The 16338-nt window shown below is 71.6% G+C and carries 14 protein-coding genes and 1 riboswitch; of the genes, 9 read left to right on the plus strand and 5 right to left on the minus strand.

Annotated elements, in window-relative coordinates; translation table 11 throughout:
* Positions 1 to 23: 23 nt before the first annotated feature.
* From EFK50_RS21025 to EFK50_RS21040, 4 genes are all read right to left on the minus strand, one after another.
* Positions 24 to 1583 (minus strand): precorrin-2 C(20)-methyltransferase, encoded by a 1560-nt coding sequence (locus EFK50_RS21025; RefSeq protein WP_123229531.1) that lies wholly within the window; start codon positions 1581 to 1583, stop codon positions 24 to 26.
* Entirely contained in the window at positions 1580 to 2245 is a 666-nt protein-coding gene (locus EFK50_RS21030; protein WP_123229532.1) for a precorrin-8X methylmutase, read from the minus strand. The genes EFK50_RS21025 and EFK50_RS21030 overlap by 4 nt, the downstream gene beginning before the upstream one ends.
* A gap of 31 nt (positions 2246 to 2276) precedes the next feature.
* Positions 2277 to 2436: riboswitch (cobalamin riboswitch) on the minus strand.
* Between the two features lie 14 nt (positions 2437 to 2450).
* Positions 2451 to 3299, minus strand: a complete 849-nt coding sequence (locus EFK50_RS21035; protein ID WP_246004261.1) for a nitrite reductase — start codon at positions 3297 to 3299, stop codon at positions 2451 to 2453.
* A gap of 7 nt (positions 3300 to 3306) precedes the next feature.
* Entirely contained in the window at positions 3307 to 5691 is a 2385-nt protein-coding gene (locus EFK50_RS21040; RefSeq protein ID WP_148046252.1) for a hypothetical protein, read from the minus strand.
* A gap of 197 nt (positions 5692 to 5888) precedes the next feature.
* On the opposite strand from EFK50_RS21040, the gene EFK50_RS21045 reads away from it, so the two are divergent.
* The 7 genes from EFK50_RS21045 to EFK50_RS21075 all read left to right on the plus strand — a co-directional run bounded on the left by EFK50_RS21045 (position 5889) and on the right by EFK50_RS21075 (position 14145).
* Positions 5889 to 6584 (plus strand): (2Fe-2S) ferredoxin domain-containing protein, encoded by a 696-nt coding sequence (locus tag EFK50_RS21045; protein ID WP_123229535.1) that lies wholly within the window; start codon positions 5889 to 5891, stop codon positions 6582 to 6584.
* A gap of 40 nt (positions 6585 to 6624) precedes the next feature.
* On the plus strand, positions 6625 to 7200 hold the full coding sequence (locus EFK50_RS21050; protein ID WP_183407945.1) for a GNAT family N-acetyltransferase: 576 nt from the start codon (positions 6625 to 6627) through the stop codon (positions 7198 to 7200).
* Positions 7201 to 7380: 180 nt separating this feature from the next.
* Positions 7381 to 11058: a cobaltochelatase subunit CobN gene (gene cobN, locus EFK50_RS21055; protein WP_123229536.1), complete on the plus strand. Its 3678-nt coding sequence runs from the start codon at positions 7381 to 7383 to the stop codon at positions 11056 to 11058.
* On the plus strand, positions 11051 to 11884 hold the full coding sequence (cobF, locus tag EFK50_RS21060) for a precorrin-6A synthase (deacetylating) (protein ID WP_123229537.1): 834 nt from the start codon (positions 11051 to 11053) through the stop codon (positions 11882 to 11884). Before cobN ends, cobF begins: the two co-directional genes overlap by 8 nt.
* Positions 11885 to 11908: 24 nt before the next feature.
* Entirely contained in the window at positions 11909 to 12274 is a 366-nt protein-coding gene (locus tag EFK50_RS21065) for a DUF3817 domain-containing protein (RefSeq protein WP_221177499.1), read from the plus strand.
* Positions 12275 to 12277: 3 nt separating this feature from the next.
* Positions 12278 to 13099 (plus strand): patatin-like phospholipase family protein, encoded by an 822-nt coding sequence (locus tag EFK50_RS21070; protein WP_246004262.1) that lies wholly within the window; start codon positions 12278 to 12280, stop codon positions 13097 to 13099.
* Positions 13099 to 14145 carry a 1-acyl-sn-glycerol-3-phosphate acyltransferase gene (locus EFK50_RS21075; protein WP_123229538.1) on the plus strand — a complete coding sequence of 349 codons (1047 nt, stop codon included), beginning with the start codon at positions 13099 to 13101 and terminating at the stop codon, positions 14143 to 14145. The genes EFK50_RS21070 and EFK50_RS21075 overlap by 1 nt, the downstream gene beginning before the upstream one ends.
* On the opposite strand, the gene EFK50_RS21080 is transcribed toward EFK50_RS21075, so the two are convergent.
* Positions 14111 to 14551, minus strand: coding sequence for a hypothetical protein (locus EFK50_RS21080; protein WP_148046253.1), 441 nt, complete (start codon positions 14549 to 14551; stop codon positions 14111 to 14113). The genes EFK50_RS21075 and EFK50_RS21080 overlap by 35 nt on opposite strands.
* Positions 14552 to 14689: 138 nt before the next feature.
* Here EFK50_RS21080 and EFK50_RS21085 point away from each other — a divergent pair, with 138 nt between their 5' ends.
* Both EFK50_RS21085 and EFK50_RS21090 read left to right on the plus strand, forming a co-directional pair.
* On the plus strand, positions 14690 to 15202 hold the full coding sequence (locus EFK50_RS21085; protein WP_123229540.1) for a peptidylprolyl isomerase: 513 nt from the start codon (positions 14690 to 14692) through the stop codon (positions 15200 to 15202).
* Between the two features lie 9 nt (positions 15203 to 15211).
* Entirely contained in the window at positions 15212 to 16117 is a 906-nt protein-coding gene (locus EFK50_RS21090) for a rhomboid family intramembrane serine protease (RefSeq protein ID WP_123229541.1), read from the plus strand.
* The last annotated feature ends 221 nt before the right edge of the window (positions 16118 to 16338 follow it).

Below are 16338 nucleotides of genomic sequence, written 5' to 3' on the forward strand. Positions count from 1 at the left end.
GTTGGCTGCCTAGGGGCTCGGCTTCATTCCGCCGCCGGGACCGACCTCGCCGTCCAGACCTGCCCCTGCGCGGTACGTCGGGTGCCGGCGGCGCCGACGATCAGCAGGCACTTCATGTCGATGCTGTCGGCGTCGAGCTCGGCCAGCGTGGTGACGGTGAGCGACTCCTCGGCCCGGCCGACGTCCCGGCCGACCACCACCGGGGTGTCGGCGGAGCGCACCTCCAGCAGCAGCTTCTGTGCCTCGGCGACCTGGGTGGTCCGGGAGCGCGAGGCCGGGTTGTAGATCGCCAGCACCAGGTCGGCTTCGGCGATCGCCCGGATCCGCCGCTCGATCACCGGCCAGGGCTTGAGCCGGTCGGAGAGGCTCAGCACCGCGAAGTCTCCGCCGATCGGAGCGCCGGCACGCGCGGCCACCGCCTGGACGGCGCTGACCCCGGGGGCAACCCGGATCGCGACCTCGGCGTATGCCGGGTCCTCGGCAGCCTCGAAGACCGCGGCCGCCATCCCGAAGACGCCGGCGTCGCCGCCGGAGACGACCGCGACCCGCTCACCGGCGAGCGTGAGGTCGAGCGCGAACCTGGCCCGGTCGACCTCGACGGTGTTGCCGGACGCGTGCCGGCTCAGGCCGATCCGCTGCGGCACCCGGTCGACGTACGGCGCGTAGCCGACGACGTGGTCGACCTCGGCGAGGATCGCGCTGGCTTCGGGGGTGAGCCAGGCGTCGGGGCCGGGGCCGAGGCCCACGACGTGGACCTCTGCAGGTCCGTCACCGCGGCTCGACGTCCGGGGCTGCTCGTTCCGCCGGCCGGCCGGGTCGGCGGCGACCGAGTCGCCCGGCACCACGATCAACGAGAAGTAGGGCACCGTGTCGGCGTCCACGTCGCGCACCGGCAACCAGCGCTGCTCCGGCATCGAGGCGCGTTCGACGTACATCGCGTGGTCGAGTCGCCCGGCCTGCTCCAGGGCGGAGCGCACCTTCGGGAACGTCCGGCCGAGCTTCATGATGACGGCGCCCTGGGTGTCCGCCAAGCGGCGGGCCAACTCCGGCTCGGGCAGCGTCCCGGGCAGGATCGTGAGGACGTCGGTCTGCCGGACCAGCGGGGTCGCGACGCTCGCGGTGGCGGCCGCGAACGACGGCACCCCGGCGACGATCTCGGTGCTGAAGCGGCCGCTGAGCCGGTCGTGCATGTACATGAACGAGCCGTAGAAGAGCGGATCCCCCTCGGCGAGCAGGACGACGTCGCGCCCCGCCTCGAGGTGGCCGGCGAGCCGGTCGGCGCTGGCCTCGTAGAACTCCGCCATCGCGCCGGCGTACCCGCCGGGGTGCTCGGTCAGCCCAGTGGTGACCGGGTAGACCAGGTTCTCCTCGATCACCCCGTCGGGCACCAGGTCGGCCGCGATCCGGCGGGCGTTGGACTGCTTGCCGACGCCGGAGTGGTAGGCGATCACGTCGGCCGCGGCGATCAGCCGGGCCGCTTTCAGCGTGGTGAGCTCGGGATCGCCCGGACCGACGCCGACACCCCAGAAGCGCCCGGCGGTGCCCCGAGGAGGCGCGCCGGCGCCGTCGCGAAGGGCCGTCACAGCTCCGCCTCCTGGGCCAGGGCGTTCAGCGCCGAGGCGGCGATCGCCGATCCGCCGCGCCGCCCGTGCACGGTCAGGAACGGGACGTCGATGCCGTGGTCCGCGGCCAGTGCGGCGAGGGCCTGCTTGGACTCGGCGGCACCGATGAAGCCCACCGGTACGCCGACGATCGCGGCCGGTCGCGGCCCGCCGTCGAGGAGCATCTCGAGCAGGTGGAAGAGTGCCGTCGGCGCGTTGCCGATCGCCACCACCGCGCCGTCGAGACGGTCGCCCCAGAGTGCGAGCGCCGCGGCCGACCGGGTGGTGCCGAAGGCAGTCGCCAGCTCCGGGACGCGCGGATCCCGCAGGGTGCAGAGCACCTCGTTGTCGCGCGGCAACCGGGCGCGGGTGACGCCGGAGGCGACCATGTGCGCGTCGGTCAGGATCGGCGCACCGGCCTGGAGTGCACCGCGGGCGGCGGCGACCAGGCCGGGGTGGATCTCCAGGTCGGCGGCCAGATCGGTCTGCCCGCTCCCGTGCACCATCCGGACGGCGACCCGCTCGGCGTCGGCGGGGAGGTGCGCGAAGCCGGCCTCGCGCCGGATCGTGGCGAACGAGTCGAGGTAGATCGCCGCCCCGTCGTCGACGTACGGGTAGCGTTTGGGGGGTCGTGCGACGTCCATCGTCTCTCCTCGGGGTTCGCGCCCCTGGTCGGCTGAGTTCAGACGCGTGGCCAGTGTCTGGCTCCACCCCCAGCGGTGGGTCTTCCCACGTCCCAGGGGTGTCACAGTGGCGGAACCGCCCCGGAATTGACCTGGGTCGCACCGGGTTCCTGCTCCACGCATCGGAGGCGATCAGGGTAAGGCACGCCGCCGTCGTGGCCGGTGACTAGTCCGGGACGACGATGCCGTTCCAGCCGGTGACCACCAGCGGGTGCTCCGCCGGCAGGTCGTCGAAGGACGCGAGCAGCTCCGGGGTCAGCACGCCGTCCGGGATCTCCTGGTGGATGCCGCCGTCGAACGGACCAGGGGGCAGCGGTCCGGAGTTGCGCAGCGTCCTCGCGTCGCGGGTGCCGTCGAGCAGCGGCTCGGGCAGCTCGTCGACGTGCCAGGCAGCCGTCTCGCCGGTGCCGCGGGCGCCGAGGAACGCGTGCGCCAACGCGATCAACCGATCCGGGACGTCGGCCAGCGGGACGACCTCGCCCCAGCCGGTCGACCCGGCCCGCAGCTGGGCGTGCTGAGCGTCGACCGACATCGCGCCCAGGTCCTGCCGCCTTCCCTGGACGTCGCCGCGGCCGTCGTCGAGGACGACCAGGAAGCGTCCGGGCAGGCGGGAGAGCGCGGTGTCGGCGCAGAGCAGCTCGTCGAACGCGCGGGCGACCGGCTGCTGGTCGGCCACGCCGCCGCTGATCCCGGAGAGCGGCGAGACCATCACGTTGCGGACCAGCTCGTGGGACGGGTGCGGGAGCAGCCCGGTCGCGGTGATCGCCTCGACGACCTCGGCCGGCAGGGCACCGTCCTCGAGCGGGAGCGCCCGTACCTGCAGGTTCGCGCGGCCGGTCAGGTGCACGTTCCCGTCGCCGTACCGGGCCGAGACCGCGGCGAGCTCCCGCAGCCCGGCGAGCGCGATCCGCCCGCCGACCACCCGGAGCCGGACCAGGCCGCCGTCCTCGGCGGGCCACGGTCGGAGCGCTCCGGGGCAGAGGTCGCCGCGGGTCCGCGGGCTCGGGTCAGTCACCAAGGAATCAGAAGTTCCAGCCGCGCAGGCCCAGGATCACCGTGGTCAGCAGGATGCCCGCTCCGGCGAGCTGGAGGTCCCAGGTCGATCCCTCGCGGTCCTTCTTCTCGGTCCGGAAGACCCGGGCGCCGCCGAGGACCGCCGGCACCAGCGCGGCCGCCAGGAACGCGTACCGCAACGCGGTCCGCTGGTCGTCGGCACCGCCGATGAAGACGGTCACGAGCAGGATGCAGCTGACCACGATCAGGAAGATCTCGGTGAGCCCGCTGGGCAGCGGCACCCGGAGGTTCCACTTCAGGCCCAACCAGTCGCGGGCGACCAACAGCAGGTCGGGCAGCGCGAACAGGGCGACGCCCGCGAACCACTGCCAGCAGCTTCCGATGAAGGCGTGGCCCAGGAAGCCGAAGACGGCGGTGCGGATGACGATCCCGGAGAGGATCGCCAGGGTCGAGGGCTCCGGCAGGTCCTCCTGGATCTCGGTCTGGCGCAGCCGCTCGGGCCACCAGACGTCGACCGCGCTGGTGAGCAGACCGCGGACCGCGATCGCGACGATCGCGACCAGGCCGACCTGGTTGGCGTGCTCGGGGATGCCGGTGTCGGTGCCCGCGAAGAGGTCCATCGTCTGGGCCAGCTTCTGGGCGATCCAGCCGCAGAGCAGCGCGGCGATGACCAGGTCGGCGATCCGGTCCCAGCTGTACTTGACGCTGAGGTGGCCGGGCCGGCGGAACGGTCGGATCGTGGTCGCCACCAGGGGCAGCGCGGTCCACAGGAAGCCGACGACCAGCACGGTGAGAGCGCCGTGCTTGTCGGTGAAGACGTCGCTGATCACCAGCAGGGTGAAGAGCGCCGTGGCCACGAACCCGGCGAAGGCGTCGAAGCTGGCCAGCACCATCACGCCGATCAGGATGCCCAGCGACGGCGGGACTGCGTGGCCCCCGGTGTCGCCGGCGGCGGCGATGCCGAGCGCGGCTCCGCCGAGCGGGAAGAGCCACCACAGCGACCCGAAGATCGCGCGCAGGTCGACGCCGTCGGTGGCGAGCCGGGAGAGGAACGGGCTGTGCCGGTGCAGGACCCCGGGAACCGTCCGGCTGTAGAAGTCGGTGGCCTCGTGGCCGAAGGCGCGCCAGCTCGGCGAGTTGTCACCGATGCCGATGCCGCGCTGCAGGGCCAGCTCGTACCCGGCGGCGGCGTCCTCGTCGGTCGCGAAGGTGCCCGAGTCCCCGCCGGAGGCGAGCGCGAGCGGGCCCGGACGCGCCAGCGCAGTGACGGCGAGGCCCAGGATCAGCAGCAGGAGCAGCTCGGAGTACCGGCCCGACAGCCCGTCGAACGGTGCCGCGATGCTCTTCGGCGGCGTGACGACCGGCGGGGTCTCGACCTCCGGCTCGGGGACCGCGACCTGGGTCGGCGTGGCGGTCGCGGTCGGCTTCGGCTTCGCGGGCGCCTTCTGGGTCACCGTGGTGGTTCGCACCGAGACGGCCGAGATCTTGGTCGGGTCGGCCGGGTCGATCGCCCGGGCCGCGATGGTGTGCTTGCCCTTGTCGAGCTTGGGCAGCGTGCAGGTCCAGCCGCCCGAGGCGCCGGAGGTGCACGACGAGGTCGGCGAGGACCAGTTCCGGTTGGCGGCGGGTGCGTCGACGAGCACCTGGATCAACAGGCCGGAGCGGTTCGAGTCGCCGGAGATAGTCTGCGGCTGCTTCTCCACGGCGTACGACGTCGCCCCGCTGAAGGTGGGCGCGGCCGGGGCGGCGGTGGTCACGACCGCGACCGAGGTGGAGTCGCTCCGGGTGACCGGACCGGACTCGGTGACGGTGACGGAGTACGCGCTGCCGGCCCCGACGACCGAGCGCAGGTTGCAGGTGAAGTTGCCGCCGGAGGCGCTGCAGGCGGTCCCGCTCTGGCCGCCGACGACGTTGCCGTTGGAGGTGACGCGGGCCCGCACCCGGAAGTCGTTCTGGCCCGAGATGTGGTCGTAGCGGCCGCGGACGGTGAAGCTCTCACCCTCCTTGGGCGAGGTGCGGCTGGTGATGCCGAACCGGCTGGAGACGGAGCCCGAGTGGGTGACCGACTTGCTGCGCTTGCCGTTGCCGGACGCCGAGGCGGTGACCGAGAACGAGCCCGGGTTGAGGCGGTAGCTGCCCGACAGCGTGCACTTCCACGGGCCGAGGCCGAGGACGGCACCAGCGGGCGAGCAGTTCAGCGACGAGCTCAGGCCGGAACCGGAGATCCGGGCCGACAGCTTGCTGTTCTCCAGGTTGTTGATGATCCGGACCGAGAAGGTCCGCGGCTGGCCGGAGTAGCTGGTCGAGGAGACGCTGAAGTAGGGGTCGTTCGGCCCCGCCCACGCGTTGCCCGGCAGCCCGAGGACCACCAGCATGGCCAGACCGAGCCCCACGAGCACGCCTCTGTACGAACGCACCTTCATCAATTCCCCAGCATCCCGACGACATTGCTCACCGTTGATCTTCGCCTGTTTTGTGCAGTTCCCAGGCCGGTTTTCCTATTTCAGTATGGCGAACGGCTCGGCGCGGAATCGCGCCGGAGGGGGTGTGGCGCCTGCGCGTTCGGTCCGCACTGTTAGCGTCCGCCCGCATGGACGAGGCACTGGTTCTGGTCGGGATGTCCGTGCGCGAAGTATCCGCGCGCGACCGGATCGCTGCCCTGGCCCGCTCCGAAGGGGCGTCGCTGGCGTTCCTGCAGGTGGGCGATCCGGCGCTCGGCAGGGAGCTGACCCGGCTCGCCGACGCCGGTCACCGGCGGATCGTCCTGGTCGGGTTCAGCCTCGGGACGATGGCGCCGGTGGTCACCTGGCTGCGCCGGATCGCGTCGTACTGGTGGCGGGAGCGGGGCCCGGACGCGCCGACGATCGAGGTCGCGACGGTGCTGGCGGCCGGGGTCACCGCGGACGACCTGGAGCTCGCGCGCGCGGTCACCCGGCCGATCACCGGCACCGAGGCCGGCCTCTCCTCGGCAGCCTGGGAGGACGTCCCGGCGCACCGCCGGCAGGTGTTCGTCTGCCGAGGGCCGCGGTGCTCGGCCCAGGGAGCGGACGACGCCGCGGAGGCGATGATCCTGGCGCTGATGCGCGCCGGCCTCGGCGACGACGACGTCCTGGTCACGCAGACCGGGTGCCAGTTCCCGTGCAACCAGTCGCCGGTGGTCAGCGTCCAGCCCGACGACGTCTGGTACGCCCGGGTGGACGCGCACGTGGTCGACCGGATCGTCGACGAGCACCTGGTCGAAGGCCGGGTCGTCGAGGAGAACCGGCTGCCGCGGCACCCGTCGTAAGTGGGTCGCGCCGCCGTCGTTCCGAGGGGATGATCGGAAGATGCCCGCTCTCCGCGAACTCTCCTGGCCGAAGCAGACCGAGCGCCTGAGCCTCCGGATGTTCGAGGAGGCCGACATCGAGGCGCTCTGGCGGATCCGGAGCGATCCGGCTGTCGCCGAGTGGATGACGTCGTTGACGGGCGAGCTCGCGCCGTTCGCCGAGCTGATCTGCGAGCCGGTCCGGATGGCCTCGACGCTGGTCGTCGAGCTCGACGGCCGGATCATCGGCGACCTGATGTTCCGGACCGAGGACCCGTGGGCGCAGGCCGAGGTGAAGGAGCAGGCCGCCGGAAAGCAGGCCGAGCTGGGCTGGTGCTTCGCCCCGGAGGTCCAGGGCAACGGCTACGCCACCGAGTCCGTCGCCGAGCTGATTCGGATCGCCTTCGCCGAGGTGGGCCTGCACCGGGTGACCGCGAACTGCTTCACCGCGAATGCTCCGTCCTGGCGGATCATGGAGCGGGTCGGGATGCGCCGGGAGGCGCACAGCATCAAGGACGCGCTGCACCGGGACCACGGCTGGTGTGACGGATTCGTCTACGCCCTCCTGGCTGAGGAGTGGCGGGCCACCGTAGGCTGAGCGCTCACGTTCCGTGGAACAGGAACCCGGTGAAGACGCAGGTCGATTCCGGGGCGGTTCCGCCACTGTGACACCCCTGGGCTCGGAGAGACCAACTCTCTTGGTGCCGGGGGTGGAGCCAGACACTGGCCACGGGACGACCTACGACGAGGGGCGAGAACCCTTCAGGAGGCACATCCCATGACGCGCATCGCGCTGCTCTCGACGTCCGACACCGACCTGCTGAGCGCTCGGGCGTCCGGCGCCGACTGGTTGCTCGCCAACCCCGCCCGGATCGACGTGGACGCGCTCCCCGGCCTGCTGGCCGAGGCCGACCTGGTGATCGTCCGGCTGCTCGGGACGCCGCGCTCCTGGCAGGACGGCTTCGACACCGTGCTCGGTCTGGAGATCCCGGTGATCGTGCTCGGCGGCGAGCAGACCCCGGACGCCTCGCTGATGGAGCTCTCCACCGTGCCGGTCGGGACCGCCGCCGAGGCGCACGCCTACCTGGCGCAGGGCGGCCCGGCGAACCTGCGCAACCTGCACGGCTTCTGCTCCGACACGGTGCTGCTCACCGGCGACGGGTTCGAGCCGCCCGCGGTGGTGCCGGCGTGGGGGTGGAGCGAGCGGCCGACTCACGGCGTCTCGACGTCCGGACTCCGGGTCGGCGTGCTGTTCTACCGCGCCCACGAGGCCAGCGGGAACGCCGAATTCGCGCACGCGCTCGCCGATGCCATCGACGCGTGCGGTGACGCGGTCGGGTTGCCGGTCTTCTCCTCGAGCCTGCGCTCCGCGCCCGACGAGCTCTTCGAGGCGCTCGGCACCCTGGACGCGCTGGTGGTGACGGTGCTCGCCGCCGGCGGCAGCGCACCCGGTACGGCGAGCGCCGGCGGCGACGACGAGGCCTGGGACGTCGCCCGGATGGCCGCGCTCGACATCCCGATCCTGCAGGGCCTCTGCCTGACCTCGAGCCGCGCGGAGTGGGAGGCCAGCGACGACGGCGTCACCCCGCTGGACTCCGCGAGCCAGATCGCGATCCCCGAGTTCGACGGCCGGATCATCACGGCGCCGTTCTCGTTCAAGGAGGTCGACGCCGACGGACTCCCCCGCTACGTCGCCGATCCGGAGCGGGCCGCCAGGGTGGCCGGGATCGCGGTCGGGCACGCCCGGTTGCGGCGGCTCGCGCCGGCGGAGCGGAAGGTCGCGCTGATGCTCTCGGCGTACCCGACCAAGCACAGCCGGGTCGGCAACGCGGTCGGGCTGGACACCCCGGTCTCGGCGATCCGGCTGCTGCGCCGGCTGCGGGACGCCGGCTACGACCTGGGCGAGCCCGGCGGCGAGGTCACGAAGTACCTCGACTACGAGGACGACACCGAGGCGGGTAACGGCCTGATCCACGCGCTGATCGCCGCCGGCGGCCAGGACGAGGAGTGGCTGACGAACGCCCAGCTCACCGACTCGCACGCCCGGATCAACGTCGACGACTACACCCGCTGGACCGCCGACCTGCCGGCCGACCTGCGCGACGACATGGTCGCGGCCTGGGGACCGGCGCCGGGCTCGCTCTTCGTCAACGACGCGGGCGAGATCGTGCTGGCGACCCTGCGCGCCGGCAACGTCGTGCTGCTGATCCAGCCGCCGCGCGGCTTCGGCGAGAACCCGGTGGCGATCTACCACGACCCGGACCTGGCGCCGAGCCACCACTACCTGGCGGCGTACCGGTGGGTGGCGCACGGCTGGGGTGCCCACGCCGTCGTGCACCTCGGCAAGCACGGTTCGATGGAGTGGCTGCCCGGCAAGAACGCGGCGCTCTCGGCGTCCTGCGCCAGCGATGCCGCGATCGCGAACCTGCCGCTGATCTACCCGTTCCTGGTCAACGACCCGGGTGAGGGTGCCCAGGCCAAGCGCCGCGCGCACGCCACCATCGTCGACCACCTGGTGCCGCCGATGGCCCGGGCGGAGTCGTACGGCGACATCGCCCGGCTGGAGCAGCTGCTCGACGAGTACGGCAACATCGCCGCGATGGACCCGGCCAAGCTGCCGGCCATGCGGGCCCAGATCTGGACGCTGATGCAGGCCGCCCAGATGCACCAGGACCTGGGGCTGGAGGAGCGTCCGGAGGACGACGACTTCGACGACTTCATCATGAACGTCGACGGCTGGCTCTGCGAGGTCAAGGACTCCCAGATCCGTGACGGGCTGCACGTGCTCGGCCAGGCGCCCGTCGGCGAGGCCCGGGTGAACCTGGTGCTGGCGATCCTGCGGGCGAGCCAGATCTGGGGCGGCGAGCAGGGGGCCGTGCCGGGGCTGCGGGCGGCGCTCTCCCGGACGTCGAGCCCGTCCTCCCGGACGTCGAGCTCGGACTCCCGGACGTCGAGCCTGTCGAGACGCAGTGACGAGGCCGCGGGGTCCGAGGTCGGCTCCCGCGCCGACACCGACATGATCGAAGCGGTGGCACGCGACCTGGTCGAGGCGATGGAGAAGAGCGACTGGGACGTCGCGGCCGTCGACACCCTCCACGACGACCCCGAGGTTCGCCAGGTGCTGCGGTTCGCGGCGACCGAGGTCGTCCCCCGGCTCGACCGGACGACCGACGAGCTGGACGCCGTGCTGCACGCGCTCGAGGGCGGCTACGTCCCGGCCGGGCCGAGCGGGTCGCCGTTGCGCGGCCTGGTCAACGTGCTGCCGACCGGGCGGAACTTCTACACCGTCGACCCGAAGGCGGTCCCGTCGCGGCTGGCCTGGGAGACCGGCGTACGGATGGCGGACTCGCTGCTGGAGCGGCACCTGGTCGAGACCGGGACCTACCCGGCGTCGGTCGGGCTGAGCGCCTGGGGCACCAGTGCGATGCGGACCAGCGGCGACGACGTGGCCGAGGTGCTGGCGCTGATCGGCGTCCGGCCCACCTGGGACGAGGCGTCGCGCCGGGTCAACGGGCTCGAGGTGATCGAGCTCGACGAGCTCGGCCGCCCGCGGATCGACGTCACCCTGCGGATCTCCGGCTTCTTCCGGGACGCCTTCCCGCACGTGGTCGCGCTCCTGGACGACGCGATCCGGCGGGTGGCGGACCTGGACGAGCCCGCCGAGCAGAACTACCTACGCGCGCACGCGCAGGCCGACCTGGCCGAGCACGGTGACGAGCGCCGGTCGACGACCAGGATCTTCGGCTCCCGGCCCGGGACCTACGGCGCCGGCATCCTGCAGGTGATCGAAGCCGGCAACTGGCGCGACGACAACGACCTGGCCGAGGTCTACACCCAGTGGGGCGGCTACGCCTACGGGCGCGGCCTCGACGGGGTGGTCGCGGCGGACGACCTGCGCACCAACTACCAGCGGATCGCGGTCGCGGCGAAGAACATCGACACCCGCGAGCACGACATCGCCGACTCCGACGACTACTTCCAGTTCCACGGCGGCATGGTCGCGACCATCCGCGCGCTCACCGGCAAGGCACCGCGCGCGTACGTCGGCGACTCGACCACCCCGGACGCGGTCCGGACCCGCTCGCTGCAGGAGGAGACCACCCGGGTCTTCCGGGCCCGGGTGGTGAACCCGCGCTGGATCGCCGCGATGCAGCGGCACGGGTACAAGGGCGCGTTCGAACTGGCCGCCACCGTCGACTACCTCTACGGGTTCGACGCCACTGCGGGCGTGGTGCACGACTGGATGTACGACACCCTCGCCAAGGAGTACGTCCTCGACGAGACGAACAAGGAGTTCATGCGCGAGGCCAATCCGTGGGCTCTGCGCGGGATCGTGGAGCGGTTGCACGAAGCCGTCGAGCGCGGCCTGTGGGAGGAACCCGACCCAGACGTGCTCGCCCAGCTGCAGGCGGTGTACCTGGAGTTCGAGGGCGACCTCGAGGACCGGCATGGGTGAGCCGGCTCGGCGGGTCCGGATCATCGGGATCGGCTCCGGCCACCCGGACCAGCTGACCCGCGAAGCCGTCGAGGCGCTCGGGTCGGTCGACTACGTGATCGCGGTCGCCAAGAGCGACGACGACCCGCTGCTCGGCATCCGGCGCGCGCTCTGCGACCGGTACGCCGTTCCGCTGGTCGTCGTACCGGATCCGGAGCGGGACCGGTCCGCCGGATCCATCTCCTCCGCCGCGCTCGTACCCGGACCTGCGAATGTCGCGGGTGGGACGGATGAGCACACCGCTGACCCCACGCGTGACATTCGCAGGTCCCGGTACGAAGGTGCCGTGCGGGACTGGCACCAAGCCCGGGTCGACGCGTTCGAGCAGGTGCTGGTGGAGCGTCCGGGCGATGTCGGCTTCCTGGTCTGGGGGGATCCCGCCTTCTACGACTCGACGATCCGGATCGTCGAGTCGCTCGCCCGCCGGGTGCCGCTGGAGTGCGACGTGCTGCCGGGGATCTCCAGCCCGCAGCTGCTGGCGGCCCGGCACCGGATGGTGCTGCACCAGGTCGGTCAGCCGATCCTGGTCACCACCGGTCGGCGGTTGGCCGAGGCGGTGGCGGCGGGCCACGACAACATCGTGGTGATGCTGGACGGTTCGCTGACCTGCCTCGACCTGGACCTGCCGGACTGGCGGATCTGGTGGGGGGCCAACCTCGGCGCCGCCGACGAGCAGCTGGTCGCCGGACCGCTGGTCGAGGTCGCCGACGAGCTCCGCCGTCGCCGGGACGCCGTGAAGGACGCTTCCGGCTGGGTGCTGGACACCTACCTGCTGCGTCGCGTCTGAGGTCGAGCCAGGTACGTTCGAGCCGTGAAGAACAACTTGCTTGCCTACCGGGTGATGGCGAACATCGTCGGTGTCCTGCTGATCGTCCTGGTCCTGATCGGCCTGCCGCTCAACGAGCTGCACCTGCTCAACGAGGCCTGGTTCACCAAGGGCAGCGACGCCCAGCAGGTCGGGGACTGGATCTCGACGAACCTCGGGATCGCGCACGGCTGGCTCTACATGATCTTCCTCTTCACCGCCTTCGCGCTGTCCCGCCGGGCGAAGTGGCCGATCCCGTTCACGGTCACCACGCTGCTCTGCGGGACGGTGCCGATCCTGTCGTTCTGGTCCGAGCGGCGCGCCACCCGCAAGGTCGAGGCGGACTTCGCCGAAGAACTCGCGGCAGGCTGACCCGTGGAGCGCACCGCCTTCGTCCTCGGTGGTGGTGGGCTGCTCGGCGCTGTCGAGATCGGCATGCTCCGGGCACTCTTCGAACGCGGCGTCGCACCGGACCTGATCCTCGGTACGTCGGTCGGCGCGCTCAACGGCCTGGTGGTCGCGCACGACCCGACGCCGGCGAGCGTCGACCGGCTCACCGAGCTGTGGAGCAGCATCGCGGAGAGCAACGAGGTGTACGCCGACCCCGCCTGGAAGCAGGTACGCCGGGTGGTCCGCACCGGCACGCACCTGCACTCGGTGGAGCCGTTGCGGGCCCGGCTCGAGGAGGAGTTCGGGGCGACCACCTTCGCCGACCTCGCCGTCGGCTTCCAGTGCTGCGCGGCCAGCATCGAGCGCGCCACCGAGCACTGGTTCGACTCCGGGCCGGTGGTGCCGGCGGTGCTGGCCTCCGCCGCGGTGCCCGGCCTGCTGCCCCCGGCCGTGATCGACGGCGAGCACTACCTCGACGGCGGCATCGTGAACTCGATCCCCGTGGGCCGGGCGGTGGAGCTGGGCGCGACCCGGATCTTCGTGCTCCAGGTCGGCCGGATCGACCGGCCGCTGCAGCCGCCGCGCCGCCCGTGGGAGGTCGCCCGGGTCTCCTTCGAGATCGCCCGGAGGCACCGGTTCCTGCGCGAGATCAACGAGCTGCCCGCGGGGGTCGAGGCGCACGTGCTCCCGGCCGGCGGCTCCGCCGCTGACGACGCGGCCAAGGCCTACCGGGACACCTCGCAGGTCGCCGCCCGGGTCGAGGCCGCCTATCGTGCGAGCGTGGACTTCCTGGACGACGTGCTCTGATGCACCCCGTGCTGACCTGGGTGCTGCAACGCCTCGTGGTCGCGCCGCTGCTGATCCTGGTCACGGTGCTGCTCTGGACGACGCTGCCGCTGACCCTGATCGTCACCGGCGTGCTGTCCGCCTTCGTCCCCGGTTGGCTGCGGCCGGTGCGGCTGCTCTGGGTACTGGTCCTGCACCTGAGCCTCGAGACGGTCTTCCTGATCGTGATGCTCGGCCTCTGGATCGTCTCCGGGTTCGGGCTCTTCCTGCGCCGGCCGTTCTTCGAGCGGATCCACTACGACATCATGCAGACGTACCTGGTGATCTTCTTCCGCGAAGCCCGCCGGGTACTCCGCCTGAAGATCGAGACCGTCGGTCCCACCCCGGACGCCATGCCCGGACAGCCGCTGCTGGTCTTCTGCCGCCACGCCGGGATCGGCGACTCGTTCACGCTGATGTACGCGCTGATGCACTGGTACCACCGCGAGCCCCGGATCGTGCTCAAGGCGATGCTCGCCTGGGACCCGGCGCTCGGCGTGCTGCTGACCCGGCTGCCGAGCCGCTTCGTCTCCCCCGGTCGCGGCAGCGACCTGGTGGCCGAGATCGGCGTGCTGGCCAGCGACCTCGACGACAACGACGCCTTCGTGATCTTCCCCGAGGGCGGCAACTTCACGCCGCGCCGCCGGACCCGGGCGATCGACCGACTGCGCAGCCGCGGCCGCGACGACATGGCCGCCCGGGCCGAACGGCTCACCCACGTGCTGGCCCCGCAACCCGGCGGGGCGCTGGCCGCGCTGGACGCCGCGCCCGATGCGGACGTGCTGCTGGTCGCGCACACCGGGCTCGACCACTTCACCGGACTGCGCGACATCTGGCGCGAGCTGCCGATGGACAAGCGGTTGCTGATGGGCTGGTGGCGGGTGCCGCGCAGCGAGATCCCCACCGGGCGCGAGGAGCAGATCGGCTGGCTCTACGACCGGTGGGCGCAGATCGACGCCTGGATCGAGGAGCACAAGCCGACCGACCTCCCGGTCAGCCCTGGCGCTTGGCTTCCTCGTTCTCGGTGAGCACGTCGTCGAAGAACGACGTCAGCGAGTCGGCGGGGACCTCGGGAGCCGGTACGTCGGCCAGCGGCGCCTCGTCCTCCAGGCGTGCGATCGACTCGGCATCGGGCTCGGCCGGAGCGGACGCCTCGGCCGTCGGCTCGGGCACCGGGTCCGGCTCGACCGGGGAGGTCGGGATCTCGACCGCCGGCGGCGGAGCCACCTCCGCCTTCGGGGCGGGAGCAGGGGTCGGAGTCGGCACCGGAGCCGGGGTGGCGGCGGGCGTCGTACCGGCGGAACCGCGGAGTGCCTTCGATGCCGCGAAGCCGAGTCCGGCGAGCACCGCCAGTCGCAGCACCCTCCGGCCCCGGCGCTTCGGCGCGGGTCCGGTCGCCTCGACCAGGTCTGACTTCCGTGATTTCCTGCTCATCCTTTTCCCTCCAGTGCAGTGTCTTCCCTCGCACCGATCATGCCCTGGGGATGCCCGCAAGGAAACCTTGGGTTCCGTGGGAGGATTCTGAGCGGTTATCCACATTTTCTAGGCACACATCATCTTGGAAGGCGACCCATGTCGGACCTGAAGGCAACCCTGCACACCAACCGCGGGGACATCGTGCTCAACCTCTTCCCGAACCACGCACCGAAGACCGTCGAGAACTTCGTCGGCCTGGCGGAAGGCACCAAGGAGTACAACGCCGACGGCGGCAAGACCGGCAAGTTCTACGACGGCCTCGGCTTCCACCGCGTGATCGACAACTTCATGATCCAGGGCGGTTGCCCGCTCGGCACCGGCACCGGCGGCCCGGGCTACACCTTCGCCGACGAGTTCCACCCCGAGCTGGCCTTCACCAAGCCGTACCTGCTCGCGATGGCGAACGCCGGCCCGGGCACCAACGGCTCGCAGTTCTTCATCACCACCGCGGCCACCACCTGGCTGAACAACAAGCACACCATCTTCGGTGAGGCGGCCGACCAGGAGAGCCGCGACGTCATCGACGCCATCGGCACCACCGCCACCGGCCCGGGCGACCGCCCGATCGACCCGGTGATCGTCGAGTCGGTCGAGATCACCCGAGGCTGATCCACCCCGATGACTGAGCCCACGGCGGCCGTCCCGGTCTGCTACCGGCACCCCGATCGCGAGACGGGGATCCGGTGCCAGCGGTGCGAACGACCGATCTGCCCCGACTGCATGAACTCGGCCTCGGTCGGGTTCCAGTGCCCCTCCTGCGTCAAGGAGGGTGCCAAGTCGACGCGGACCGGACGGCTGCCGTACGGCGGGGCCAGGGTCGCCAACGCGACCCTGGCCACCATGGTCCTGATCGGCTTGAACGTCGCCGTCTGGCTGGCGATCACCGCCGACGGCGGCAACGGCTCGACCCTGGTCGACAAGCTGGCGCTGATCCCGAACTTCACGTTCGGAGCGGACTCGACCGTCAGCAGCGCCGTGCTCGTCCCGGGCGTGGCCCACGGCTCCTGGTGGCAGGTGGTCACCTCGGGCTTCACCCACATCAGCACCGTGCACATCGCGCTGAACATGTTCGCGCTCTACTTCCTCGGCCCGCCGCTCGAGCAGATCCTCGGCCGGGCCCGCTTCCTGACGCTGTACGGCGTCTCGCTGCTCACCGGTTCCGCCGCGGTGATGCTCTTCTCCGACGAGGTCGGCGCGACGGTAGGAGCCTCCGGGGCGATCTTCGGCCTCTTCGGCGCCCTCGCGGTCGTCACCCTCAAGCTCGGCGGGGACTTCCGCAACGTCCTCTCGATCATCGGCCTGAACCTGGCCTTCACCTTCATCGTCCCCGGGATCTCCTGGCAGGGACACCTCGGCGGACTCGTCGGCGGAGCGCTCGTCGCACTCGTGATGGTCTACGCCCCCAAGCAGAACCGCGCCGTCTACCAGTTCGCCGGAGCAGCAGCCGTCCTCCTGGTCGCGCTCGCCCTGATCGTCGTACGAGCCCAGGACCTGGCCACCACCACCATCCCCGGTCTCTCCTAAACCGAGAAGGCACGGCGCGAGATCACGACCCCGCGCACCTCACCACGTCTCGACAAGCTCGACGTCCGGGGGGCAGGCGAGACAGCGGGCACGTCACCACGTCTCGACAGGCTCGACGTCCGGGGGCACCGGACTGCGCGCCAGGTCACCACGTCTCGACAGGCTCGACGTCCGGGGGCAGAGCCCCCGCGACAACGACGGTCCGTTCGGAGCTTTCCAGA

The organism is Nocardioides marmoriginsengisoli (assembly GCF_003725695.1).
GTDB classification, from domain to species: domain Bacteria; phylum Actinomycetota; class Actinomycetes; order Propionibacteriales; family Nocardioidaceae; genus Marmoricola; species Marmoricola marmoriginsengisoli.